Source organism: Dactylosporangium sp. CA-152071, assembly GCF_050936335.1.
GTDB classification, from domain to species: Bacteria; Actinomycetota; Actinomycetes; order Mycobacteriales; family Micromonosporaceae; genus Dactylosporangium; species Dactylosporangium maewongense.
Map to the genome: position 1 here is coordinate 5,711,007 of NZ_JBNJMZ010000001.1, position 24,867 is coordinate 5,735,873.

Below are 24,867 nucleotides of genomic sequence, written 5' to 3' on the forward strand. Positions count from 1 at the left end.
GGAGCCGCCGCGGCCGCGGATGGGATCGATCCACGGATCGAAGCACAGCGTCATGCGTCGTAGTCCACCACGACCTTGTCGGTGATCGGCAGGGCCTGACAGGTGAGGACATACCCGGCGGCGACCTCGTCGGGCTCCAGGGCGAAGTTGCGGGCCATCTCCACGGAACCGGACACGACCTTGGCACGGCAGGTGGAGCAGACACCGCCCTTGCACGCGTACGGCAGCTCTGGTCGCTGTCTGAGCGCGGCGTCGAGAATCCGCTCGTCAGGAGCCATCGCTATGGTCGACGTCCTGCCGTCGAGCACGATGTCGACCGTCACGCCCGCTGCTTCAGAGGTGACACGGGCAGGCGCTGCCGGTACATCGGCGACATGAAACAACTCCGTGTGCACGGCGTTGTCGGACACGCCCCGGAGGCTCAGCGCGACCCGGGCGTCGAGGACCATGCCGTGCGGCCCGCACAGGAACCACTCGTCGACGGTGGCCGCCGGGACAAGCGTGTCGAGGATGGCGCCGATGCGCTGCTCGTCGAGGCGCCCCGACAGCAGCGCCGACTCCTGCGCCTCCCGCGACAGCACATGTACGACGTGCAGCCGCTCGCGATGGCGGTCCTTGAGGTCGGCGAGCTCCTCGGCGAACATGACGGTGCCGGCGGCGCGGTTGCCGTAGACGACGGTGAACCGGCTGGCCGGCTCGACCTCGAGGGCCGTCGCGACCAGCGACAGGACCGGCGTGATGCCGGATCCGGCGACCAGCGCACCGTAGTGCCGGGTGCGGGCGGGGTCGAACGCCGTGGTGAAGTGGCCCAGCGGCGGCATCACGTCGATCTCGTCGCCGGGGCAGAGGTCGGCGACCGCGTAGGACGAGAACGCCCCGCCGGGCACCGCTCTGATCCCGACCCGCAGGACCCCTTCGGCGGCGAGCTTCGAGGGGCTCGAGCAGATGGAGTACGAGCGGCGGACCTCGGTGTCGTCGTGCCATCTGCGCACGGTGAGGTGCTGCCCCGCCTGGAACGCGAACGCGGCGCGCTGCGGCACCGGGACGTCGAACGTCACCACGACCGAGTCGTCGGTGAGCTGCTCGACGTCGACGACGGGCAGCCGGTGGAACGTCGGGCGGCGCAGCTTGGGCGGGGCAGTCATAGCGCCTTCACCGCGTCGAAGGGCTCGAGGCAGGCGGTGCAGCGCCACAGCGACTTGCACGCGGTCGAGCCGAACCGGGACAGCTGCTCGGTCGCCGGCGACCCGCACCTGGGACACCGGATCGACAGCTGGACGGTCACCTTGGTGGAGCTCGGCGGCGCGATGCCGGCCGCGGCCAGCTTCGACCGGCCCTCCTCGGTGATCATGTCGGTGGTCCAGGGCGGGTCGAGCACGGTCCGCACCTTGACGTCTTCGACGCCCGCGTCGTGCAGGGCGGACTCGATATCGCTGCGGATCAGGTCCATGGCGGGGCAGCCCGAATACGTCGGGGTGATCGTCACCGTGACGGCGCTGCCGTCTTCGGTGACGTCGACGTCGCGGAGGATGCCGAGCTCGGCGACGTTGAGGACCCGCAGCTCGGGGTCCTTGACGGCGGCGACCACGTCGAACAGCGTCACCAGCGGGCTCCCGGGTGTGCGCGGTGCAGCACCTGCATGTCGGCGAGCAGCTCGGTCAGGGCCTCGGTGTGCTCGGTCCTGCTCATGACCGCCGTTTCAGTGTTCGGTCTGCTCAGCTGGGACGCCGATTCAGTCGCCGGTCTGCCCAGCTGGGACGCCGTTTCGGTCGTCGGTCGGCTCAGCTGGGACTCGTTCAGGACGGTGTCGATCGTCTCGAGCCAGGCCGGGCGCAGCGTCGACGGGGCGACCACGACGCCGGCCAGGGCCAGGGCGTGCACGGCGGGGCCGGCCTCGAACAGCTGGTGCGTGTAGGGCCAGATCTGGTCGACGGCGGCCTGCATGCGGCGGTGCGACTCATCGGTGCCGTCGCCGAGCCGCACGACCCACCTGGAGCTGTGATCGACGTGGTACGCCGACTCCTTCCTGGCCTTGGCGGCGACCGCGGCGATCCGCTCGTCGCCGGCGCCGATCGACCGGTCGTAGAGCAGCCGCTGGTACACGGACAGGAACAGCAGCTTGGCCATGGTGACCGCGAAGTCACCGTTGTCGAGCTCGACCAGCCGGACGTTGCGGAACTCGTGCGCCTCGCGCAGGTATGCCAGGTCGTCCTCGGTGCGGCCCTGGCCTTCGAGCTCGCCGGCGTAGCCCAGCAGCATCCTGGCGACGCCGAGCTGGTCGAGGGCGATGTTGGCCAGGGCGATGTCCTCTTCCATCTCCGGCGCCCGCGAGCACCACTCGCTCAGCCGCTGCGCGGCGATCAGCGCGTCGTCGGCGAGGCCCAGCACGTATCCGAAGTGGCTCATATGTGGCTCGCACCTTCGGGCACGTCGTAGAACGTGGGATGCCGGTACACCTTGTCGGCGGCGGGCGCGAAGAAGGCGTCTTTCTCGTCGGGACTGCTCGCGGTGATCTCCGCGGCCGGCACGACCCAGATCGAGACGCCCTCCTGGCGGCGGGTGTAGACGTCGCGGGCGTTGCGCAGCGCCATCTCGGCGTCGGACGCGTGCAGGCTGCCGACGTGAGCGTGGGACAGCCCCCGCCTCGGCCGGACGAACACTTCAAACAGCACTGTTCTCTCTTTTCGCCGCGTACGCCATGGCGGCCTCACGCACCCAGGCGCCCTCCTCGTGGGCCCGCCGGCGGTGCTCCATCCGCTCCTGGTTGCAGGGGCCGTCGCCCTTGATCACCCGCATCAGCTCGTCGTAGTCGGGCTGGGTGTAGTGGTGCTGCTGGCGCTCCTCGTCCCACCGCAGGTCGGGGTCGGGGATCCGCAGGTCGAGGACGCCGGCCTGCTGGACGCACATGTCGACGAACCGCTGCCGCAGCTCGTCGTTGGAGAACCGCTTGATCTTCCAGGCCATCGACCGCTCGGAGTGGGTCGAGTCGCCGTCGGGCGGACCGAACATCGCCAGCGACGGATACCACCACCGGTCGACGGCGTCCTGCGCCATCGCCTTCTGCCCGGGGGTGCCGTGCGACAGCGTGTGCAGGATCTCGAACCCCTGCCGCTGGTGGAACGACTCCTCCTTGCAGACGCGGATCATCGCCCGCGCATACGGCCCGTAGGAGCACCGGCACAGCGGCACCTGGTTGACGATCGCGGCCCCGTCGACGAGCCAGCCGATCGCGCCGACGTCGGCCCAGGTCAGGGTCGGGTAGTTGAAGATGGAGCTGTACTTCTGCCGGCCGTCGATGAGCATCTCGACCAGCTCGTCGCGGGAGATGCCGAGCGTCTCGGCGGCGGCGTAGAGATACAGGCCGTGCCCGGCCTCGTCCTGCACCTTCGCCAGCAGGATCGCCTTGCGCTTCAGCGACGGCGCGCGGGAGATCCAGTTGCCCTCCGGCTGCATGCCGATGATCTCCGAGTGCGCGTGCTGGGCGATCTGCCGGATCAGCGTCTTGCGGTAGGCCTCGGGCATCCAGTCGCGTGGCTCGATCTTCTGGTCGGCCGCGACGATCGCGTCGAAGTAGCCCTGGAGGTCCTCACCAGCCGCGACGTCCCGGCCGGCGGCGTCTTGAAGGTCCCGCTCGGCGCTGTCCACCTGCTCGAGGAGCGGGGCGAAGTCGTTGCCGTACACCCCCTCAGTGTTACAGCAACCGACTGGATCGGCAAGAAGGTGTCACAGCCATCGAGGCAACTACCAGGGACCTTTGAGCGCGTCCGAGCTGCGAAGAATGCGTTGGAAGGAGAGACTGTCCGGGATCATCACGTGGCGTCACCCACTGATTGCTTACGTGCTGGTTACCCCGGCTACATCTGCTCATGACCAGCGGTCGATGCAATGGGTGCGACCGCCAGGGAGGACCACCGACCCATGCGCAAGCGCGTCGGATTCACCATGCTCGTACTGTTGGCCGTCGCAGTGATGATCGGCGTCCCGTTCGTGTGGGGCAGCGACCTGCTGGACGACCACAGTTTCAGCGCCGCCGCGCCCGCGGCCGTGACCGAGTCCACGGCGCCGCAGGTCGAGGCGACCCGGAAGGCCGCCCCGGCGGCCCCGGCCGCCCCGTCACTCCCGCCGGCGCTGCTGCACCCCGCCGCCGTCACGGTCAACGCCACGGGTTTCTGGTCCTGGACGGTCCTGGACCGCCGCACCGGCGAGATGGCCGGCTCCCCCAACGCCGCCACCACCCAGCGCACCGCCTCGATGATCAAGGCCTGGCTGGCCGCCGACTACCTGCGCCGCACCCCGAACCCCAGCGCCTCGATCCTCCGCCAGCTCACATCCATGATCCGCAACAGCGACAACACCGCCGCCTCGTACTTCTGGACCCTCGACGGCCGCTCGGCCAGCATCACGCGGCTCGTGCAGATGTGCGGACTGACGGACAGCAAGGCCTACATCGACTGGGCCAGCACCCTGCTCTCGGCCCGCGACGCCGCCCGGATGGGCGCCTGCATCGGCGACGGCCGCGCGGCCGGTCCGAAGTGGACCGACTGGGTCCTCAACGAGATGCGCAACGTCGCCAGCAGCCAGGAGTTCGGCATCGTGCCCGCCCTGCCGGCCACGGAGCAGGCGGCGACGGCGGTCAAGAACGGCTGGATCGCCCGCAGCGACGGCAAGTGGCACGTCAACTGCCTGGCCATCGGCACCGAGTGGGTCCTCAGCGTCCTGACCGTCTACCCGTCCTCGAAGGGCATGGGCTACGGCGCCGAGATCTGCACCAGCGTCACCCGCCAGCTCCAGGCCTAGCGAACCCGCCTCCCGCCGCGCCGGTCGGGCCGGGATCGGTCCCGCCGCCGCGCTGGCCCTGCCGGATTGATCACTGAAACCGTATACGCAACAGTCACCGAATGTAGTACTAGCCGATGAAGAACTCCGGGCCGTTCGGGGGGAGGGCGGGCACGACGCCGCGGGCGGCGGTGCGGCGGGCGAACTCGCGGATGCCCTCGACCTGGCGGGCGCCGAGGGAGAAGTCCAGCACGCGGAAGTAGTGGGCGAGGGTCGCCGCCGACAGAGTCTCCCAGCGGGCGGCGGCCTCGGCGACCTCGTCGAGCTCGGTCAGGCAGAGCTCCTTGGAGCGCAGGAATGCCTGGTGGACGTCCTTGACCAGGCCGGGGTGGGCCTCGGCGAAGGAGCGCCGGACGGCCCAGGCGGCGAAGACCATCGGCAGGCCGGTCCAGTCGCGCCAGGCCTGGCCGAGGTCGGTGACGGTCCAGCCGTGCTGCGGGGCGTCGTGCATCGCGCGCAGGGCCACGTCGCCGATGATCACGGCGGCGTCGGCCTCGTCGAGCATGCGGGCCAGGTCGGGCGGGCTCTGGAAGTACGTGGGCGTGACGCCGACCTTCGACTCCAGGTACATCTGGGCGAGCATGACGCCGGTGCGGGACGTGGCGCCGAGCGCGACGCGCCGGCCCGAGAGCGAGGTGAGCGGCACGGTGGACACGAGGTTGACCGACAGCACCGGGCCGTCGCTGCCGACCGCGATGTCGGGTAGCAGCAGCAGGTCGGAAGCGTTGCGCAGGTACTCGACCATGGTGATCGGGCCGACGTCGAGGTCGCCGGCGACGAGGGCGGCGCTCAGCCGCTCGGGGGAATCCTTGTGCAGGTCGACGTCGATCAGTGCGCCCGAGCGCATCAGCCCCCAGTAGAGCGGCAGGCAGTTCAGGAACTGGATGTGGCCGACGCGGGGCCGCTGCAGTGCAGGCACACCGCCCATGGTGCCCCAGGATTCGCCGCTCAAGCAGGAGAGGCGGTCATTGTCACAGCGCGTGATCCGGCGGGACACGCAGGCGGGCGGGGCATTGTCACGGCGCGTACCCTCTGGGGGATGCGACGCCCCCTCGCAGTACTGACCTGCGCCATCATGCTGGCGGGCTGCAGCACACCCGCGGAGCAAAAGCCGCAAAACACCCAGCAGGCCGCCGCAGCGGCCTCGGAAGCCGCGGCGAGTGGGTCCGCGGCGAGTCCGGCGGCGAGTCCGAGCCCCAGCGGCCCGCTCTTCACGCCGACCAACCCGGTGACGATGAACGTCAAGGGCTTCTGGTCGTGGGCGTTCTACGACCTGAAGGAAGACAAGATGTACGGGTCGACCCCGTACACGACGAGCGACACCGCGAGCATGGCGAAGGCCTGGGTCGCCGCGGACTGGCTGCGCCGGCAGGCCGAGCAGAACAAGCAGCCCGCGGCCGTCGCGCTGCAGGAGCTGACGCGCATGATCCGCGACTCCGAGACGGAGAACACGTTCAAGTACCACGTCCAGAACGGCAACCTGACCTCGATCAAGCGCATGATCACGACCTGCGGGCTCACGGAGACCAAGGGCACGCAGAACTCGTGGAGCCTGACGCAGATGTCGGCGCGTGACGTGGCCCGGCTGGCGAAGTGCATCGGCGACGGGCGGGCGGCGGGGCCGAAGTGGACCGGCTGGCTGCTCAACGAGATGCGCAACGTGCGCGGGCCGGGGCGGTTCGGGCCGATCGAGGTGCTGCCGGCGGACGTACAGAAGGCGACCGCGATCAAGAACGGCTGGCTCGCCCGGGACGACGGTCAGTGGCACATCGCGTGCATGGCCGTCGGCGACGGGTGGACGATCGGGATCATGGCGCACTACCCGAGCACGCTGGGGAAGGACTACGGGACGAAGACGTGCCGGGAAGTGACGAAGCAGCTGCTGACCCAGCCGCCGCGCTGACCCGCCACATCCAGCCGCCGAGGGTCGCGGCGGCGATGAGGCCGGCGACGCCGCAGCCGATGACGATCTGCCGTGGCTCGAACCGGCCGACGAGCACGCCGCCGGCCGCGTAGCCGATGAGGTTGGCGGCGTTGATCACGGCGCCGAACCGGGCGAAGAACGCCCCTCGCACGGCCGCGGGGACGCGCCTGGCGGCGATGACGCCGAGGAAGTTGTTCTCCGCTCCGTTCACGGCGCCGCCCAGCAGCCACAGGGGGTACACCAGCAACACCGCGGTGACGAAGCCTGACAGCAGCACGACCAGCGCGGTCGCCAGGTGCATCAGCGCGAGTGCCCGGCCGAGTGCGCCGTCGTCCCGGGCGCGGGACGCGGCGAGCCATCCTCCGGCGAGCATGCCGGCCGTCCACGCCGCTTCGACGAGCCCGAACTCGGCGGGGCTGCCGCCGAGTGTCTCGCGGATGAAGAACACGCCCACGACCATGTCGACGTTGATCGTGAGCACGATGGCCCCGACCAGGCAGGTCAATGCGAGCAGGAATCTGTCGTCGCGGATTTTCCACGGTGTACGACCAGTGCCTGCCGCTTCTGCCGGCGCCGCCGTGCGGCGGGTGCGCAGCAGGAGCCCAGCGGCGACGACGGCCAGGTAGGTGACGGCGTCGATGAGCAGCGGGACGCGCAGGCCGAACGCGCCGACGAGCAGCCCGGCGAGGGCGGGTCCGGCGAGCGAGCCGACCGAGTTGGCGGTCTGCCCGATCGCCATCGCCCGGCCGACGCCGTCGGGTCCGGCGCAGTCGGGCAGCAGGGCGTTGAACGTCGGTGAGGTCACCGCGACGCCGGCGGCCAGCAGCGCGACCAGCGTGATCAGCAGCCAGGTGCTGGTGGTGAGGGCCATCGCGGCGCAGCAGGCGGCCTGGCCGAGGCCGACGGCGGTGAGCAGGACGCGGCTGTCGACCCGGTCGACGAGCCGACCGACGAGCGGGGCGAGCGCGACGACCGGCAGGACCGACGCGATGAGGACGGCGGCGACGGCGGATCCGCCCGCGCCGCGGTCCTGCAGCGCGAGCAGGATCGCGGTGGCGGCCATGAAGTCCCCGAGGTACGAGACGCCTCGCGCGACCGCGAGCAGGTACACGTCACGAGCGGATGTGAAGGACATACTTCGAAGTTAATGCTTCACATCTCGTGATCACCAGATGGTTGCCCTAACTGCGGGGAAAGGTCCGGTACGTCACGTTCACCTGGCGGGCGCCCTCCGGCGGGTCGGGGCGGCGGGACCGCGCGTACCGCTCGAACAGCGCGAACACCTCGTCGTTGAGCGCCTTGAGCTCGTCCGCGGTGACCTGGATCTGCATGTCGGCCGAGGTCGCGGCCGTGTACCACGCGTAGGGCTCCTCGTCGCGGCGGGCCAGCCACGCCCGCGCCCGGGCGTCCTCGATCTCCAGGAACATCAGCGACAGCTCCCGGTCCGCGGCCCGCTCCGCCGCGCCGCCCTCCGGGCCGGGCTCGATGTTGAGCCCCCGCAGCTGGCTGCGCCAGACCCGCTCCCGGCCGTCGCCGCGGCTCGGCGCCTGCTCGATCAGGTTGACCTTCGCCAGCTCGCGCAGGTGGTAGCTGGTCGCGCTGGGTGACAGGCCGCAGACCTCGGCGAGCTCCGTCGCGGTCGCCGGCTCCCCGCCGTCGAAGAGCCGGTCGAGGATGGCGATCCTCGCCGGGTGCGCGAGCGCGCGCATGGTCGAGGCGTCGCGGATGTTCGCTCGCACCGGGGTCTCATCAGCCACGTACCCAGGGTATTCATGGCCCTTCGGATGATCTAAGGTCAGACCTTTTTTCTTATCGTTGGGGATCTTCAACTGAGGGGGACTGGTGCGAGTACGTGGTTACGCCCCTGCTACGCCGTGCTGGACCGTGCTGACCAGCCCCGACCCTTCGGCCTCCGCCGACTTCTACACCGGGCTCTTCGGCTGGACGGCGGCGCCCGCCGACGACGGGACCACCACGTTCCTGCTGCGCGACCTGGCGGTGGCCGGCCTGGCCGCCGCGCCCGGCCGCCCGTCGGCGTGGCTGACCTACGTGTCGACCGAGGACGCCGAGGCGACCGCGGGCCTGGTCGCCGACGCGGGCGGCAGCATGCTCGCCCCGCCGGCGCAGGCCGGGACGCGCGGACGCAGCGCCCTCTTCGCCGACGCGAGCGGCGCGGTGTTCGGCGCGTGGCAGCGCGGGACGTTCGCCGGCACGCAGGTCGTCAACGAGTCGAACGCGATCTGCTGGAGCGAGGTCGTCACCCCCGACATTCCCACGGCGGTCAGCTTCTACGGGAAGGTCTTCGGCTGGACCGAGCGTGCCGGTTCGGCGGGCGCCAACCAGGAGTACCACGAGTGGGTCGCGACGAACCGGGTGGTCGGCGGCATGAGCCCGATGGGCGCGCTCTACCCGCCGGGAACCCCCGCGCACTGGCGCACGATCATCCTGGTCGACGACTGCGCCGCGACCGCCTCGCGCGCCGAGTCGCTGGGCGGGCGCCTGATGGCCGGCCCGGTGGACGCGGGCATCGGCCAGGGCGCGTTCCTGCTGGACCCGACGGGTGCCGCGTTCCTCGCGTTCGAGCTGCTCCCCGAGCTGCGCGAGCACTTCTAGCCGCTGCCCGTGGACATCGCCGCCGGCTGACGGTCGGCCGTTCGGCCAGGGCCACGACGCGCCCTGGCCGGACGGAGGTAGACGTTCCACCCACCCGGGGCGGGTGAATCCGGAGGGTGATTTCCGAAATCACCCTCCGCAATTTCATCAGTACGCACCGATGGCCGCTACGTTCGGCGTCATGCGACCCCCGGCGCTGTTCGTGATGGTGTTCGAGGGCCGCGACGGCGACGGCCGCGGCTGAACCGGCGGCCCTGGGTGGAGGGAGCGGCCGGCGCATGACCGATCCCAGCATGACGGCCGCGTGCACGGCCGGGCCGGAACTCGACGACGAGCCGCTGCTGGTTCGTCCGTACGTCCGCCTGCTCGCGGACCAGCTCGCGGCCGACGAGCCCTTGGACGACGTACCGGCGCCCGACGACCGATCCGAGGACGACGGCCGGCACGCGGGGACGCCCACCGACGTCCTCCCGACCCAGGCCGCCCGTCCGGGCAGGCGGGTCCGCTGGCGCCGCCTTGCCGTCGGCTCGGGCATGCTGGTGCTCGCGCTGGGCGCCACCGCGCTCGGGCTGGGCCTCGGCGACCGGCCCGCGGCGCCCGCCGCGAGCCCGGCCTGGACGGCGGCGCCAAGGGGTGGCCTCTTCGAGACGGCCGCCGCGCCGGGCCTGCCGGACACGGAGGCGGCGTCGGCCGGGGCGACGGCTGGGGCGTCGGACGCGCCGGCGACTGCCGGGGCGTCGTCCGTCCCCGGGAAGCCGCCGCTGCCCGGGGTGTCACCCAGCCCGTCGGATGCCGTCCCGCCGAACGGTGACCCCGCGCCCAGCGAACTGCCCGGCGTGTCGCCGCCGCCCGGCGTCGAGTCCCGCACGGGCCGGATCACCGGCGCCTCCGGGCTGTGCCTCGACGGCAGCGCCTACCCGGACGACGGCGGCGACAAGGTCCGGCGGGCGGACTGCAACGGCAACTCCGGCCAGGCATGGACCGTGGCGGGGGACGGCACCATCCGGGCCGTCGGCCGGTGCCTGCAGGCGTCGGGCGACCAGCTCCGCCTGCGCGGCTGCGACGGCGGACCGGCCCAGCGGTGGCGGTCCGGACCCGCGGGCTCGCTGATCAACCAGGCGTCGGGGCTGTGCCTCGGGAGCCCGGACAACGTGAGCAGCAGGGCCCCGCAGCGGATGTCGGCCTGCAACCAGTCCGACGCGCAACGATGGACCCTGCCGTAGCGGCGCTTCCGCCGCATCCCACGGGGGAATTGCGCCGATCGGTCGGCGTTTCGACCAGCCACCGACGATCACGATCTGCCTATCTGTAACGGGGTGGGCACGTAGCGCGCTACTTCGGGAGGGCACTCCGAAGTGGCATCGGCACCGGCGCGTTGAGCGCCGCTGGGTGGACGCGATGGCATCTCGGTCGTACCTCGCCGTCCTGGCCCCCTGCCGATGAGGTGCACGGATGCTTACCGCACTACGCCTGGAATGCGACACCACGCCTGATCTCGCAGCCACCATGAAGCTGCAGATCCCTGCCCTGGCCTGGTACAGGACCGGGGTCGGCGAGTGGCAACGCACCTACCACCCGAACGGGCGGGGCGTCCCGGTGCGGGTCGAGGCCGACCACGGCGGGCTGCGGTTCACCTTCCGGACGAGTGCGGAGGAGGCGCTGCTGCGTGACGTGCTGATCTCCACGTTCCGCAACGGCGAACAGGTCGGCGCCATGGCCCTCGCGGGTCACCCGGCGCTGAGAACGCTGCGCCGGCACCACCAGGGCATGATCCTGCTGAACGGTTCGCCGTTCGAGACGCTCGTCCTGGCCATCCTGGCCCAGGGCCGGCCCGCCGAGGCGGTGCGGAAGGTGTTTCCCCGGCTCGCCGCCACATGCGGTGGCCTCACCCCGCAACGACTGTCCGCCCTGCCACTGCCCAGGCTGGCCCAGCTGGTCAGGCCGCTCGGCGAGGTCAAGGCCTCCCGCCTGCACGCCACGGCGGCCATCCTCACCAGGCGCGGCGCGACGGCGTTCGACCGGCTGATCGCCGGCTCCGGCTCGCTCGCCCTGAACTACCTGTTGTCGCTGCCCGGCGTCGGTACCCACACCGCCGCCCTCGTGGTGACGATCATCAACAACGTGCCCGACATGGTGCCGATCGACCAGCACCTGATGCGGGTCGCGTACCGTCTCGGCCTCACCGACCACGACGGCGGCCTCACCAAACCGGGCAGCCGCCGGGTCGCCGCGGACCTCCTCGCCTACGGCCCGGACCTGGCGCGCGTCCACCCCCTGCTCCAGCAGGTCGCCTACGACACGTGCACCGCAGCCACCCCGGACTGCCGTCGCTGCTTCCTCGCCGAGTCCTGCCGCCACGCCGCCCGCACCGCCGACGCCCGCGTCTGAACCAGCGGAGCCGACACGACGGTGGAAATGGGTGGAGGGGGTGGTGGGTGGGGCGTAAGGTGGTGGACCGCTTGACGGCCGCGGTGAGGTAGGCACCGCAGCGGACGTCCCTACGCGCCGGGTCGATGCGGTCCGGATACGCGAGCGAGCAGCTGCTGAGATTCCCCTGAAGGAAATCACCGTGCCCGCACTGGAAGACGAGCTCGCCGCTGAGCGAGCGCACCTGGAAGCCTCACGCAAAGCGCTCCGCAGGATGCGGGAGCATGCCGAGGATCTGTTCTCGACCGGGGATCAGGTGGCCGGGGACCCGTTCGCGGCGGAGACGCTGGGGCGGCATCTGGCCCGGCGGATCGCCGAGCTGGCGGACAGTCCCGACACGCCGTTGTTCTTCGGGAAGCTGGAGATCGAGCAGGACAAGTTCCACGTCGGGCGGCGGCATGTCACCGACGTCGCCGGGGAGCCGATGGTGCTGGACTGGCGGGCACCGATGAGCCGGAAGTTCTACCAGGCGAGCGTCAAGGACCCGCAGGACGTCAGCAGAAGGCGGCGGTTCGGGTTCGTCAAGGGCGAGCTGACCAGCTTCGAGGACGAGAACCTGCAGGCCGGCGAGGAGCTCGGCACCAGCAGGATCCTGCTGGAGGAGATCGAGCGGCCGCGTGTCGGGCCGATGCGGGACATCGTCGCGACGATCCAGCCGGAGCAGGACGAGCTGGTGCGGGCGGAGCTGGACGAGTCGATCTGCGTTCAGGGGGCGCCGGGGACCGGGAAGACGGCGGTGGGGCTGCACCGGGCGGCGTACCTGCTGTACCTGCACCGGGAGCGGCTCAAGCGGTCCGGGGTGCTGATCGTGGGGCCGAACAGCGCGTTCCTCGGCTACATCGCGAGCGTGCTGCCGGCGCTCGGCGAGATCGAGGTGCAGCAGTCCACGATCGACGGGCTGCTCGGTACACCGGCGAAAACGGACGACGACGAGGCCGCGGCGAGGGTGAAGCACGACCCGCGGATGGCGGACGTGCTGCGCAGACGCCTGGAAGGCAAGATCCGGAAGCCGGAGGAGCCCCTGACGGTGTCCGACGGGTCCTACCGGTGGCGGGTGTCGGCGGAGGCGTTGCGGCGGGTGGTCGACGACGTGCGGCGGGAGGCGCCACCGTACGGGATCGGCCGGGAGCGGGTGCGGGCCAGGATCGTGTCGCTGCTGATGCGGCAGTCGGAGGCGCGGCGCGGCGACTCACCGAGCGAGGGCTGGCAGCGGCGGATGGGGAAGTCGCAGCCGGTGGTCGCGGTGCTGGATCACGCGTGGCCGGCGGTCACGCCGGAGCAGCTCGTGTTCGAGGTGCTCAGCGACCCGGCCGACGAGCTCCTCGAGCCGCACGAGCAGGCGGCGATCGCCTGGGCCAAGCCGCCGAAGACGGCGAGGTCCGCCCGTTGGTCGGCGGCGGATGCGGTACTGGTGGACGAGGCCGCCGGACTGATCGACCGGGTGCCCTCGTTCGGCCACGTCGTGGTGGACGAGGCGCAGGACCTGTCGCCGATGCAGGCGCGGGTGATCGCCAGGCGCTCCGAGCACGGGTCGATCACGCTGCTCGGTGACCTCGCGCAGGGCACGGCGCCGTGGGCGGCGCTGGAGTGGCGGACCCTGCTGGCGCACCTGGGCAAGCCGGACGCGCGGGTGGTGCCGCTGACGACGGGGTTCCGGGTGCCGGCCGCGGTGGTCGCCCTGGCCAACCGGCTGCTGCCGGCGCTCGGTGTCGACGTGCCGGAGGCGCGGTCGCTGCGGACCGACGGCGCGCTGACGATCGGCGCGACGCCGTTGCAGGACGCGGTGCGGCTGGCGCTGACCTTCGAGGGGTCGATCGGGGTGATCGCGGCGGACGCGGCGGTCCCGGCGATCGCCGCCTCGGTGGTCCACGAGCGGGTCACGGTGCTGCCGGCGAGCCTGGCGAAGGGTCTCGAGTACGACCACGTCATCGTCGTGGAGCCGGCCGACATCGTCGAGGCCGAGCCGCGCGGGCTGAACCGGCTCTTCGTGGTCCTGACGCGGGCGGTGTCGCGGTTGGACGTTCTCCACGAACGTCCGCTTCCTGCACCGTTGGATAGGGTGTCGTGATCACGTCCCGGATGTCACTATCTCGAAACAGTGTGACAACCGGGAGGACGCGGAATGCGAGTAAGGGGTTACGCGCCGGGTACACCGTGCTGGGCCGAGGTCGGCAGCCCCGACCCGGTCGCCGCGCGGGCGTTCTACGGCGGCCTCTTCGGCTGGCAGTTCAACGACGACGGGCACTTCACGCTCAACGGCCGCGCCGTGGCCGGCCTGCGCACCGCCAGCCGGCCCGCGTGGCTGATCTCGATCTCGACGGACGACCCGGTCCGCACCGCCGAGGCGGTCCAGCGGGCCGGCGGGTCCGTGAAGGTGCCGCCGGCGAGCGTGCGGGACCTGGGCACGGCCGCCGTGTTCGCCGACGCCGGCGGCGCGGTCTTCGGCACGTGGCAGCGCAGCAGGTTCGGCGGGGCGCAGGTGTCGTTCGAGCCGGGCGCGATCTGCTGGTACGAGCTGGCCGCCCACGACCTGGACCGGACGGGCGCCTTCTACGGCGAGGTCTTCGGGTGGCACGCGGTGGAGACGGAGAACGCCGAGCCGTACTTCGAGCTGCACCACCACAACGACGCCGTCGGCGGGCTGCTGCCGATCGACGGCCGGTTCCCCACGGGCCTGCCGGAGCACTGGACGGTGTGCTTCATGGTCGACGACGCGGTCACGGCGTGCGAGCGGGTGGCCGAGCTGGGCGGCACGGTCGCCCGCAAGCCGATGGTGTCGTCGGCCGGCTGGTACGCCCGCGTCGCCGACCCGGCCGGTGCTCATTTCGCACTGATCGAGATTTCCGACGAGTACGGCTTTTCGGGCGGCCTCTAGTGAACGCTAGCCGCGGGTGATCTTGACGTCGTCGACGGCGGCCTCGATGAGGCTGGCGCCGGCGGCGTCGGTGGCCTCGATCAGCAGCTGGATCGTCTTGCCGGCGTAGGGAGTGAGGTCGGCGCTGGCCGCGGCCCACACCGCGGCACGGTCGGACGCCGCGCCGGCCCGGGTGAAGATCGCGGTCTTCGAGCCGTTCTGCACCACGCTGACCTTGAACTGGTCGGCGGCCGACGCGTTCGCGGCGTGCGCGAAGTACCACGACCAGCCCAGCGTGAGCGGGCCGGCGGCGGGCAGCGCGACCGACGGTGACCGCACGCCGGTGGTGCCGCCGTCGACGTCGTAGCTGCCGGCCGCGGTGCCCGCCTTGCGACCGGTGACCAGGTCGTAGTCGCCGCTGACGGTGTCGCCGAGTTGCTTCGGGCCGTTCTGGGTGGTCGCCTCGGGGTTGCCGCGCTCCCACAGCCCGGCGGTCGCCGTGCCGCTGGTGGTGGTCCAGCCCTTGGCGGTCTCGAAGTCGTCCGACCAGACCGTGTCGCCGCCGCAGTACTGCGCCTGCTTGCCGATCATCCGGTAGACGCAGTCGGCGTACTCCGCGAGCTGCAGGCTCGCCTCCTTGTTGCGGGCCGTCTGCGCCGCGATCACGCTCGCCGGCGGGTAGAAGCCGCTGGCGGAGCCGGGCCCGGGGTACATCTCGAACGTGTAGGCGAAGATGCCCTGCGTCGCCCACAGCCAGTCGATGACCGAGCCGTCGGTGATGTAGAGGTCGCTGGACTGCTGGGCGGTGTAGCCGTTGGACTTCGCCATCCCGGCGCCGAGTGCCTCGAACGCCGCCTGCTGGTCGGCGTTGAGCCCGGACACCGTGTCGGCGACCGTGTAGCCGAACGGCCAGAGGATCAGCTCCGAGAACGTGTGGAAGTCGATGCTCGCCTTGATCTGCTGGACCCCGTCGACCCGCCGGCTGAGCACGAAGTCGCGCAGTCGCTGGGTCTCGGGCGCGGAGAACGCCGCATCGCCGTGGTAGGTCTCCGACGACGGGTTCGCCGACGATCCCCCGCAGCACCCGAACTTGTAGCTCCAGTTGCGGTTGAGGTCCGTGCCGATGCTGCTGGACCCGGCGTTGGGCTGGCGGTTCTTGCGCCAGTTGCGGTAGCCGCCCGTGGCGATGTCGTATTCGCCGCCGTCAGGGTTGAGGTCCGGCACGATCCACAGCTCGCGGCTGCCGACGAGCTTCGTGATGCGGGGATCCTTGCCGTAGCCGTCGGTGTACAGCTTCACCAGGTACAGCGCCATCTCGACGGTCAGGTGCTCGCGGGCGTGCTGGTGGGCGCCGTAGAGGACCTCCGGCTCGTCCTCGTCGACCGCGACGTTGTCGGAGATCTTGATCAGCGGCATGTCGCGGCCCTGGAACGACTTGCCGATGCTCATCTTGCGGGCGATCGCCGGGTGGTCGGCGACGGCCTTGTCCAGCTCCGCGACCATCTCGGCGTAGTTGTGGTAACCCGAGTCGGCGACGGGGAAGTCCTCGGCGCGGACCTCGGCGACGGCGTAGCCCTGGTCGCGCAGCTTGCGCACCTCGGACGGCAGGGCGGTGATCTCGGCCCGCCCGTGGTCGATCCCGTCGATCGCGGCGCCGCTGCGCGCCACCCGGTTGCGGTCCTCGAGGGTACGGACGCCCTCCACCACGTAGCTGCCGGACCGCTCGGCGGGCGCGGCGCCGGCGGGGTTGACCCCGACGAGCAGCAGCAGGCCGACGCCGGCGAGCGAGAGTGAAACGGACAGCTTGCGGGCCATCGTGACTCCTTGGGTGGACTGCACCATCCAAGGTTTAAGCGCTATTGGTCCGCTTTGGTGGTGCTTTCACCCCCATCATCATCCCCGTTGAGCGCGGCGCGCAGTCGATCGCGCTTTTCCGTGCGGCGCTGGGCGGCGCCGACCGCCTGCACGGAGGCCTCTTCGCGGAGGCTCTTCAACAGGAAGAAGGCGAGCGCGGCGGAGACCACCACGGCGATCATCAGCTTCAGCAGCACGCTGATGTCGAGCGGGACGGCGAACATCACCGCGGCGGCCAGGACGAAGAGCCCGAGCCGGGCGAGGGAGTACTTCAGCAGAGCGGACATGGTGTCGTTCTACGCCCAGACCTGCTGCGGCTCCGCCCGGCGCGCGGCGAGGGGCGTCGGCTTCTCGTACTCCCGGACGACCTCATACCGCGTGTTGCGCTCGACGGGCTGGAAGCCGGCGTCCCAGATCAGGTGGAGCAGGTCCTCGCGGTGCATCGTGTTGGGCGTGCCGTAGCTGTCGGCGTCGTGGGTGATCTTGTACTCGACGACCGAGCCGTCGAGGTCGTCGACGCCGAAGTTGAGCGAGAGCTGGGCGACGGACAGGCCGTGCATGACCCAGAAGCACTTGACGTGCGGCACGTTGTCGAACATCAGCCGCGACACGGCGAAGGTCTTGAGTGACTCCGCGGGTGAGGCCATCTTCGTGCGGGCCTGCAGCTTGTTGCGGATCTTGCCGTCGGCGGAGTCGACGAAGTCGTGCTGGTAGCGCAGCGGGATGAAGACGGTGAAGCCGCCCGTCTCATCCTGCAGCTCACGCAGGCGCATGACATGGTCGACCCGGTGCCGGGGCTCCTCGATGTGGCCGTAGAGCATCGTCGACGGGGTCCGCAGGCCCTTGCTGTGGGCGAGGCGGTGGATGCGGGACCAGTCCTCCCAGTGGCAGGCGTGGTCGACGATGTGCTGGCGGACCTCCCAGTCGAAGATCTCCGCGCCGCCGCCGGTCAGCGACTCGAGGCCGGCGTCGATCAGCTCGTCGAAGATCTCGTCGGCGGGCAGGCCGCTGATCTTCTCGAACCACTGGATCTCGGTGGCGGTGAACGCCTTGAGCTTGACGCCGGGCAGCGCGCCCTTCAGCTCGCGGAGCACCTTCGGGTAGTACTTCCACGGCAGGGTCGGGTGCAGGCCGTTGACGATGTGCAGCTCGGTGAGCTGCTCGTCCTCCATCTCCTTGGCCTTGGCGACCGCCTCGTGGATGCGCATCGTGTAGGCGTCCTTCTCGCCCGGCTTGCGCTGGAACGAGCAGTATGCGCAGCTGGCGGAGCAGACGTTGGTCAGGTTGAGGTGCCGGTTGACGTTGAACATCACCCGGTCGCCGTTGAGCTCGGTGCGCTTGTGGTGCGCCAGCTTCCCGAGCCAGACAAGATCGTCGCTCTCATACAGAGCGATGCCGTCTTCCCTGCTCAGCCGCTCGCCGGCGACGACCTTGGCCTCGAGTTCACGCTTCACACCTGCATCCACGAGGCCAGCGTACGTCGGCCCGTCCGGCGGGGAAGAGGCCCGGGCGCCAGTGCGGTGTTCATCTCTCTGTTCACCTCATCGCGAGCAAGCTGACATTGATCAGCTCTCGACGCTGATTGCTTCCGTGAGGTAAACAAAAGTGGGCAGAAACACGGTCGGGCGGCAGACCGACTGATCGATCGATCCTGATCGACCAATGGCGGGCAGACCGACTGGGGACGGTGGCATGGACGGATTGGTACTGAGAGCGGCGAGCTATCCCGGCGACGAGTGGGTCCCGCCTGCCCAAGCAGAGGGGTCCGCGCAGGTCGCGGCCATGACCCCCAGACAGCGCGGGAAGCACTCGACCGGCCGGCGCGGCAGGATGTTCGTCGCCACGATCGTGTGCACGCTGCTGTGCTCGCTGGTCCCCCGGCCCGTGTACGCCGATCCGGGCGGCGCGATCCCCGACACGGGCTCGCGGCCGATCGCGGCCGGCACGCTCCTCATGCCCGGGCAGACGGGCACCGGCACGCCCGTGCCCGTCGGTGGGAGCACCACGACGCAGCGCGGCCCGCTCGCCACCCAGCTCGCCACGCTCGAGGTCGCCGTCAGCACGCTCGGGCAGAAACGGCTCCAGGCACAGATCGACCTGGAAACCGCGCAGGCCGCGGCCTCCGACGCCCAGGACAAGCTGCGGCTGGCCACCGACCAGGTCACCGAGCTGCGCAGCCGGGCCGACTCGGCCGCCGCGGAGGCCTACAAGCGCGCGACGGGTCTCGGCCCGCTCGACGGCTATGCCCACAACCTGCACCAGTTCGGCCTGCTCGCCCCGGGCCTCGGTCAGCAGCCGGGCAGCCAGGAGGACGCCCGTGGCCTGCTGCGCGCCGAGCAGGAGGAGGCGGCCGCCAAGCAGCAGTACGAGCTGGCCCAGTCGACCTACCTCGCCGCGCAGGGCACGTTCGTGCCGCTGGACTCCGATTTCAGGATCAAGGACGCCGAGTTCCAGAAGCTCAAGGCCGACAACGAGGCGGCGGTCCTGCGGATCGCCGCGGAGGACGCGGCCGCCGAGCAGGTCCTCGGCACCGTGGACAACGTGCCGGTCGACGGCATGGTCGCCAACCCGAAGGCCCTCCAGGCGCTGAACTACGCACTTGGCAAGATCGGCAGCTGGTACGTGTGGGGCGACGAAGGCCCCAGCACCTTCGACTGCTCGGGGCTTGCCTACTGGTCCTACGGGCAGGTCGGGGTCCGCGTGCCGCGGGTCGCCAACGACATGTACCACGGCACCCACGCGATCCAGGCGACCAAGCGCACCCTCGGCGACCAGCTGCTCCCGGGCGACCTGGTGTTCTTCGCCAGCGACTCCAGCGACTGGCGCTCGATCTACCACATGGGCATCTACGTCGGCGGCGGCAAGATGGTGCACGCGCCGACCACGGGTGACAAGGTGAAGATCGGGCAGGTCAAGTGGTCGCGCTTCTTCGGCGCCACCCGGATCTTCGACGCGGTGCGGGCACCGAACGCGACGCCGAGCGCGACCAGGTCGGCGACGGCGACGGCATCCGCCACCGCGTCGGCCACAGCGTCGGCCACGGCCTCGGCGACCGCGTCCGCCTCGGCGAGCGCGACGGCCTCCGCGTCCGCCTCGGCGAGCGCGACCGCATCGGCCTCCGCGTCGACGTCCGCTTCGGCGCCCTCGCCGGCGCCGAAGCCCGAGGACACGACGCAGCCGCCGAGCACGCCGGCCAGCAGCGCCGCGGCGCCTTCGAAGTCGGCGCTCAAGCCGTCCGCCGCCGGGGCCAGCACGACCGCGCAGACCACGGCGTCCGCGTCAGGAAACTGAGCGACCTGTTCCACCGGACCGGCTCACGGGGTCTCCCGTGGCCGGTCCGTTCGTTTCCCAACAAATCCGGCGTCCGCGCAGGCGGATGATCTAAAACCCGACCGAGGTCCGGTCCAGCGTTCCGTGACTCGATGTGGCACCGTGGACGCGTGACCGGCGGTGGGGGCACGCCGGAAGCGCGACGACGCCCGGGCAGGGCACGGTCATGGAGGGCAGCAATGGACGAGCGGGAGACACGGGACGGCGCACGCGACGAGGGGGTGCGGGCCGGCTCCCCGTTCGGCTTCCCGCCCGGCGCGCAGCCGCAGGCCACGAACCCGGCGGCCGGCACCGACGCGGAAGCACTCGACGACCTGCCGCCGCTGCCGCCGCCACCACCGGTCGGCGCCGACCTGCCGCCGGACACGCCGGAGGAAGTGGTCCCTGACGCGGCGTACGAGCTCCCGCCCACCCCCACCGACGGCGCCCTCTGGCCCGGCGGCGACCCGTTCGCGGACGCCGACGACGACGAGGACGACCCGGAGGTCGCGGCGATGGTCGCGGCGTTCCACTCGACCGACACCACCGTGCCCGCGTCCGACGGGCTGTCCGAGGCGCCCGACACCCCCGAAGGCCTGGACGCCGGCGTGAGCCCCGCGGGCCTGGGCCCCGCCAGCACCGGTGTGGACGCCGGGTTGAGCCCCGCGCCGAGCGGCTCGCTGAACGAGGCGCCCGACCAGCGGCCGGCCGGTCCCGACGGGCCGCGCCGCCGCGCCGAGCCCGAGGCGGACGTGATCGCCGCCGCGCTCTCCGCCGAGCCGCCGGCGTTCCAGCTGCCGAGCTTCGACTCCGTCGCCGGGACGTACGGTCCCCCGCCCGGCGAGTCCACGCCGTACTCCGGAATCCACCCCGCGGAGCCGGAGTCCTCGGACGTGGCGGCGCCGCCGTTCGCGCCGGTTCCGGTGTCGGGCTTCGGGGCTCCCGCCGCGTCGATCGAGGACCCGGTGTCGCCGGCCCCTGGTTCGCCGGCCGACTCGCCCGCTGGTTCGCCGGTCGCTGGTTCGTCTGAGGAATCGTTGCCGCCGCTGCCGAGCCGGGCGCGGGCGCCGCGGCCGCTGCCGGAGTCGTCGTGGGACGCGTTCGCGCTGCCGTGGAGCGCACCCTCGTCCTCCGATTCACCCGCTGCCGGCGATTCACCTTCTGGTTCACCTGTTGGTTCGGCTGCTGAGGCGCCGGTGTCGGAGCCGCAGGTGGTGCATCCGTTCGCGGTGCAGCGGCCGTCCCTGCCGTTCCCGCCCGCCGCCGAGCCTGCTCCGGCCGCCGTAGCCGAGCCCGCCGTTGAGCCTGTGCTCGCGCCGATCGACCGGCCCGTCGTCGACGTGCCCGCCGAGCCGCTGATGGCGCCCGGCTCGTCCGCTCCGGTCTCCTCCGCTCCGGTGGTGCTGCCGGTCGCCGGGGCGTTCGCCGCCGCCGTGGTCGCCGCCCGGGCCAGCGCCTCCGTGCCCGGCGCCCACTCGGTGACCGCCGAGGAGGCCGAGCAGGCCGCCCGCGCCGCCGCCACCCCGACCGTGTACCGCACCTCCATGGCCCTGCCCCAGTCCATGGCCGGTCCGGGCGCCTCTCCCTCCGGCGCCTTCGCCGCCGCTGGTCAGGACGCCTCGCCTGCCGCGGCGCCTGTCGACCCGATCCCGGGGCCGGAGCCGTCGCCGCTCCCCGGCCCGGAGCCGTCGCCGTTCCCGAGTCCGGAGCCCGTGCCCACGCCGGAGCCGGCACCGTTCCCGCCGGCGCCGGAGCCCGAGCCGATCCCGACGCCGTACCCGCCGACTCCCCCTGCGCCCGAGCCCGCTCCCGTGCCGGAACCGGAGCCGACGCCGCAGCCGTTCCCCGTGCCTGAGCCGTCCCCGGTCCCGGGCCCCGGACCCGCGCCGTCGCCGCCGTTCCCCGGGCCAGGGCCGCAGCCGCCGTCGCCGTTCCAGGCGCCCACGCCGTACACGACGCCGTCCTCCCAGCACCCGTGGGGCACCTCCGACGCCGGCCAGCCCGCGGCCGCTGCCCCCGGACAGGACGGGGCGCCCGCTTGGGCCCAGCCGGCCGCCGGCGTACCGCAGCCGCCTGCCGGACCGCAGCAGCCGCCGGCCCCTGCGCAGCCGTGGCTGGCTGGCCAGCAGCCCGTGTCGACCCCGCCCGGCCAGAGCTGGACCCAGCCCCCGGCGCAGCAGCCCTGGCAGGCTCCCCCGGCCCAACCCACCCCCGGCGGCTACGGCCCCCCTGCCCAGCAGCCCCCGGCCTACCAGCCCCCGCCGCAGTACGGCACCCCCGGGCAGCACGGCCAGACCGGCCCGGCGGGTCAATACGGCGTTCCCGGCCAGTACGGCACCCCTGCCCAGTACGGCGCTCCCGGCCAGCAGGGTGTTCCTGGTCAGCACGGCGCCCCGGCCCAGCACGGCGCCCCGGCCCAGCCCGGCCAGTACGGCGTCCCGGGCCAGTACGGCACGCCCGCCCAGCACGGTGCGCCGGGCCAGTACGGCACGCCCGCCCAGCCCGGGCAGTACGGCACCCCGGCCCAGCACGGTGTTCCTGGTCAGCACGGCGCTCCGGGGCATCCGGGTGCTCCTGGTCAGCACGGCGCTCCGGGACAGCACGGCGCTCCGGGACAGCACGGCGCCCCGGCCCAGCCTGGTCAGTGGGGTGCCCCGCAGCCCGGCCAGCAGGGCGCCGCGGGTCAGTACGGCACGCCGCCTCAGCACGGGCAGTCCGGCCCCGCAGGTCAATACGGCGCTCCCGGCCAGCCCCCCCAGCACGGCACGCCCGGCCAGCCCAACACCTACGGAACGCCAAGCCAGCCCCCGGCCCCACCCGCGCAGGGATGGTCCGCCCCGCCGGCGTCAGCCCCGCCCGCGCAGGGTTGGGCCGCGCCGCCGGCACCCGCCCAGCCCAGCTGGCAGCAGCCGCAGGGCCAGCAGCCCGCCGCCGCACCGGGCGAGCAGGGCTGGGCCGCCCCACCCGGCCAGGGCTGGGCCCCGCCGCCGGCCGCTCAGGCCTGGCAGCCAGGCACCGGCCAGACGGGCGAGCAGGTCTCCTCTCCCCCGGCACCCTCCTGGCAGGCGCCCCCGGTTCAACCGGCGTTCGCCCCACCCACCTCGGGCGCACCGGCCTCCAGCACCCCGCCGTTCGCCCCGCCGCCGTCGTCCGACTCGGCACCGCCCGCGTTCGCGCCACCCACCTCCGGCGCACCGGCCTCGGCTCCACCCGCGTTCGGCGCACCAGCCTCGGCCCCACCCGCATTCGCACCACCCACCTCGGGCGGGCCAGCGTCCAGCACCCCGCCGTTCGCCCCACCCGCGTTCGCCCCACCGCCGTCATCTGACTCGGCACCGCCCGCGTTCGCACCACCCACCTCCGGCGCACCGGCCTCGGCCCCACCCGCGTTCGGCGCACCAGCGTCGGCACCGCCGGCGTTCGCGCCGCCGTCGTCGGACTCGACGCCGCCCGCGTTCGCACCACCCACCTCGGGCGGACCGGCATCCAGCACCCCGCCGTTCGCCCCGCCCGCGTTCGCACCACCCACCTCGGGCGGACCGGCATCCAGCACCCCGCCGTTCGCCCCGCCCGCGTTCGCACCGCCGACCTCAGGTGGACCGGCCTCGGCCCCACCCGCGTTCGCACCACCCACCTCGGGCGGACCGGCGTTCGGCGCACCAGCGTCGGCACCGCCGGCGTTCGCGCCGCCGTCGTCGGACTCGACGCCGCCCGCGTTCGCGCCGCCCACCTCGGGCGGACCGGCCTCCAGCAGCCCGCCGTTCGCCCCACCCGCGTTCGCACCGCCGCCGGCGGCGGGTGGGCCGGGTGCGGGCACTCCGCCGTTCGCGCCGCCCGCCTACGGGGCTCCGGCGTCGGAGCCGCCTGCTTCGGCGCCACCAAGCTCCGGGGCAGGGTCGTACACATTGCCATCAGCATCACCGTCGGACTCCATGCCGCCGGTCTCCTTGCCGGGCGCTGTGTCCGGATCGTTCACCATGCCGTCCGCGACGCCGTCACAGTCGACGCCGCCGAGTTCTGCGCCACCTAGTTCGGGGGCTGGGTCGTACACCATGCCATCAGCGTCACCGTCAGACTCCATGCCGCCGGTCTCATCGCCGCCGGCCTTCTCCATCCCCTCGGCGAGCCCGTCGGACTCCACGCCGCCGGTGTCGGCGCCGCCGAGCTGGGCTCCCGGTGGGCAGGCGTCAGGCTGGACGCCACCGCCGCCGGCCGCTGACTCGGTGTCGGCGCCGTTCGCGCCGAGCTGGGCCGCGCCGGCCGCAGACCCCTCCGCGCCGTCTGCGTCCTCCGCTCCCTCCTCTCCTGCCGCGCCCGCGGCTTCTGCCTGGGCGCCGCCTCCGTCATCGCCGGACTCAGGGCAGGGCTGGGCGCCGCCGCCTTCCTCCGACGGGCCGCCCGCCTACTCGGTGCCGACCGCCCAGCCCGAGCTGCCCCCGCTGCAGCAGACGGGCTGGGGCGCGCCCGCCTGGACCCCGTCCGAGCCGCCGTCGACGGGTCCCGAGCGGGACGACCGGCCGTCCAACGACAGGACGCCCGGCGCCGTCTACCCGTCGAGCGGCGCACCCGCCAACCCGTCTCCTCCGCCGCATCAGCAGCCGCCCGCGATCCCCCCGCCTGCGTCCGACGAGACCCAGGTGGTGAGCGACGCGGGCCCTTCGCCCGCGGCGGAAAGCTACGGAAAATGGGCTCGGAACCATCGCGGCTCTGCGGGCACAGTCTATGGCGGGCAAGGTGTCACCCCGGTGACAACAGCCTCGGCCGACGGCGGCAGCAGTCCTTTGGAGAACTCCGGCTCGCTGACCGGGCACATCTTGAGTCAAGGCACGCAGGAAGCGGACGAGGACGACGACGAGCCGGCCCGATCCAGCAACCTGAAAGTCATGGTCATCATCGCGGTCATCGTGGTGGTGCTCGTGGTGGGCGGTTACCTCGCTGTCACGTTCTCCAAGTCATTCATGGAGGACATGTTCAGCGGCGTACCGCAGAAATAGTGAGGCACGACACCTCGACGCGGGGTCGGTGAGCGAGATCGGATAAGCTGAAGGGT

At 72.1% G+C, this 24,867-nt stretch carries 20 protein-coding genes; 9 read left to right on the forward strand and 11 right to left on the reverse strand.

The genetic code is table 11. The annotated features are described in order from the left end of the window. Positions 1 to 50 precede the first annotated feature (50 nt). From paaE to paaA, 5 genes are read right to left on the reverse strand one after another with little or no spacing between them, the layout of a single operon-like run. Positions 51 to 1,145, reverse strand: a complete 1,095-nt coding sequence (gene paaE, locus ACQEVZ_RS25540; RefSeq protein ID WP_433370820.1) for a 1,2-phenylacetyl-CoA epoxidase subunit PaaE — start codon at positions 1,143 to 1,145, stop codon at positions 51 to 53. Continuing rightward, a complete protein-coding gene (gene paaD, locus ACQEVZ_RS25545) occupies positions 1,142 to 1,606 on the reverse strand; it encodes a 1,2-phenylacetyl-CoA epoxidase subunit PaaD (RefSeq protein ID WP_433376977.1) in 465 nt (154 codons plus the stop codon). Before paaD ends, paaE begins: the two co-directional genes overlap by 4 nt. Beyond that, positions 1,600 to 2,406, reverse strand: a complete 807-nt coding sequence (gene paaC, locus ACQEVZ_RS25550; RefSeq protein WP_433370823.1) for a 1,2-phenylacetyl-CoA epoxidase subunit PaaC — start codon at positions 2,404 to 2,406, stop codon at positions 1,600 to 1,602. The genes paaD and paaC overlap by 7 nt, the downstream gene beginning before the upstream one ends. Beyond that, positions 2,403 to 2,711 carry a 1,2-phenylacetyl-CoA epoxidase subunit PaaB gene (gene paaB / locus ACQEVZ_RS25555; RefSeq protein WP_425552374.1) on the reverse strand — a complete coding sequence of 103 codons (309 nt, stop codon included), beginning with the start codon at positions 2,709 to 2,711 and terminating at the stop codon, positions 2,403 to 2,405. The genes paaC and paaB overlap by 4 nt, the downstream gene beginning before the upstream one ends. After that, on the reverse strand, positions 2,662 to 3,681 hold the full coding sequence (gene paaA, locus ACQEVZ_RS25560) for a 1,2-phenylacetyl-CoA epoxidase subunit PaaA (protein WP_433370827.1): 1,020 nt from the start codon (positions 3,679 to 3,681) through the stop codon (positions 2,662 to 2,664). Before paaA ends, paaB begins: the two co-directional genes overlap by 50 nt. 261 nt (positions 3,682 to 3,942) lie before the next feature. On the opposite strand from paaA, the gene ACQEVZ_RS25565 reads away from it, so the two are divergent. Then, positions 3,943 to 4,797 (forward strand): serine hydrolase, encoded by an 855-nt coding sequence (locus tag ACQEVZ_RS25565; RefSeq protein ID WP_433370830.1) that lies wholly within the window; start codon positions 3,943 to 3,945, stop codon positions 4,795 to 4,797. 109 nt (positions 4,798 to 4,906) lie between these two features. On the opposite strand, the gene ACQEVZ_RS25570 is transcribed toward ACQEVZ_RS25565, so the two are convergent. After that, positions 4,907 to 5,755: a menaquinone biosynthetic enzyme MqnA/MqnD family protein gene (locus ACQEVZ_RS25570; protein ID WP_344508992.1), complete on the reverse strand. Its 849-nt coding sequence runs from the start codon at positions 5,753 to 5,755 to the stop codon at positions 4,907 to 4,909. Positions 5,756 to 5,875: 120 nt separating this feature from the next. Between ACQEVZ_RS25570 and ACQEVZ_RS25575 the strand changes: the two genes are divergently transcribed. Then, a complete protein-coding gene (locus ACQEVZ_RS25575; RefSeq protein WP_433370833.1) occupies positions 5,876 to 6,739 on the forward strand; it encodes a hypothetical protein in 864 nt (287 codons plus the stop codon). Here ACQEVZ_RS25575 and ACQEVZ_RS25580 read toward each other — a convergent pair. Next, positions 6,645 to 7,895, reverse strand: a complete 1,251-nt coding sequence (locus ACQEVZ_RS25580; RefSeq protein WP_433370836.1) for an MFS transporter — start codon at positions 7,893 to 7,895, stop codon at positions 6,645 to 6,647. The genes ACQEVZ_RS25575 and ACQEVZ_RS25580 overlap by 95 nt on opposite strands. A 46-nt stretch (positions 7,896 to 7,941) precedes the next feature. Then, entirely contained in the window at positions 7,942 to 8,517 is a 576-nt protein-coding gene (locus tag ACQEVZ_RS25585) for an ArsR/SmtB family transcription factor (protein ID WP_344508988.1), read from the reverse strand. A gap of 85 nt (positions 8,518 to 8,602) precedes the next feature. Here ACQEVZ_RS25585 and ACQEVZ_RS25590 point away from each other — a divergent pair, with 85 nt between their 5' ends. The 5 genes from ACQEVZ_RS25590 (at position 8,603) to ACQEVZ_RS25610 (ending at position 14,675) form a co-directional block, all read left to right on the forward strand. Next, positions 8,603 to 9,373 carry a VOC family protein gene (locus tag ACQEVZ_RS25590; RefSeq protein ID WP_433370840.1) on the forward strand — a complete coding sequence of 257 codons (771 nt, stop codon included), beginning with the start codon at positions 8,603 to 8,605 and terminating at the stop codon, positions 9,371 to 9,373. 278 nt (positions 9,374 to 9,651) lie between these two features. Beyond that, the gene (locus ACQEVZ_RS25595) at positions 9,652 to 10,596 is read left to right on the forward strand and encodes a ricin-type beta-trefoil lectin domain protein (protein WP_433370843.1); all 945 of its coding nucleotides are present in this window, start codon (positions 9,652 to 9,654) and stop codon (positions 10,594 to 10,596) included. A 229-nt stretch (positions 10,597 to 10,825) separates the two neighbouring features. Then, positions 10,826 to 11,761, forward strand: coding sequence for an endonuclease III domain-containing protein (locus ACQEVZ_RS25600; protein WP_433370846.1), 936 nt, complete (start codon positions 10,826 to 10,828; stop codon positions 11,759 to 11,761). Positions 11,762 to 11,936: 175 nt separating this feature from the next. Continuing rightward, positions 11,937 to 13,868 (forward strand): HelD family protein, encoded by a 1,932-nt coding sequence (locus ACQEVZ_RS25605; protein ID WP_433376980.1) that lies wholly within the window; start codon positions 11,937 to 11,939, stop codon positions 13,866 to 13,868. A gap of 54 nt (positions 13,869 to 13,922) precedes the next feature. Further along, positions 13,923 to 14,675, forward strand: coding sequence for a VOC family protein (locus ACQEVZ_RS25610; RefSeq protein WP_433370849.1), 753 nt, complete (start codon positions 13,923 to 13,925; stop codon positions 14,673 to 14,675). A gap of 6 nt (positions 14,676 to 14,681) precedes the next feature. Here ACQEVZ_RS25610 and ACQEVZ_RS25615 read toward each other — a convergent pair whose 3' ends face one another. The 3 genes from ACQEVZ_RS25615 to mqnE are packed head-to-tail and all read right to left on the reverse strand — an operon-like array spanning position 14,682 to position 17,974. After that, positions 14,682 to 16,469, reverse strand: coding sequence for a M14 family metallopeptidase (locus tag ACQEVZ_RS25615; protein WP_433370852.1), 1,788 nt, complete (start codon positions 16,467 to 16,469; stop codon positions 14,682 to 14,684). 41 nt (positions 16,470 to 16,510) lie between these two features. Beyond that, positions 16,511 to 16,795 carry a DUF4229 domain-containing protein gene (locus tag ACQEVZ_RS25620; protein ID WP_354889493.1) on the reverse strand — a complete coding sequence of 95 codons (285 nt, stop codon included), beginning with the start codon at positions 16,793 to 16,795 and terminating at the stop codon, positions 16,511 to 16,513. Positions 16,796 to 16,804: 9 nt separating this feature from the next. Next, positions 16,805 to 17,974 carry an aminofutalosine synthase MqnE gene (gene mqnE / locus ACQEVZ_RS25625; RefSeq protein WP_360566418.1) on the reverse strand — a complete coding sequence of 390 codons (1,170 nt, stop codon included), beginning with the start codon at positions 17,972 to 17,974 and terminating at the stop codon, positions 16,805 to 16,807. Positions 17,975 to 18,290: 316 nt separating this feature from the next. Between mqnE and ACQEVZ_RS25630 the strand changes: the two genes are divergently transcribed. Together ACQEVZ_RS25630 and ACQEVZ_RS25635 are read left to right on the forward strand one after the other, a co-directional pair. Next, entirely contained in the window at positions 18,291 to 19,799 is a 1,509-nt protein-coding gene (locus ACQEVZ_RS25630) for a C40 family peptidase (protein ID WP_433370856.1), read from the forward strand. Between the two features lie 218 nt (positions 19,800 to 20,017). Beyond that, positions 20,018 to 24,811, forward strand: coding sequence for a hypothetical protein (locus ACQEVZ_RS25635; protein WP_433370859.1), 4,794 nt, complete (start codon positions 20,018 to 20,020; stop codon positions 24,809 to 24,811). Positions 24,812 to 24,867 lie beyond the last annotated feature (56 nt).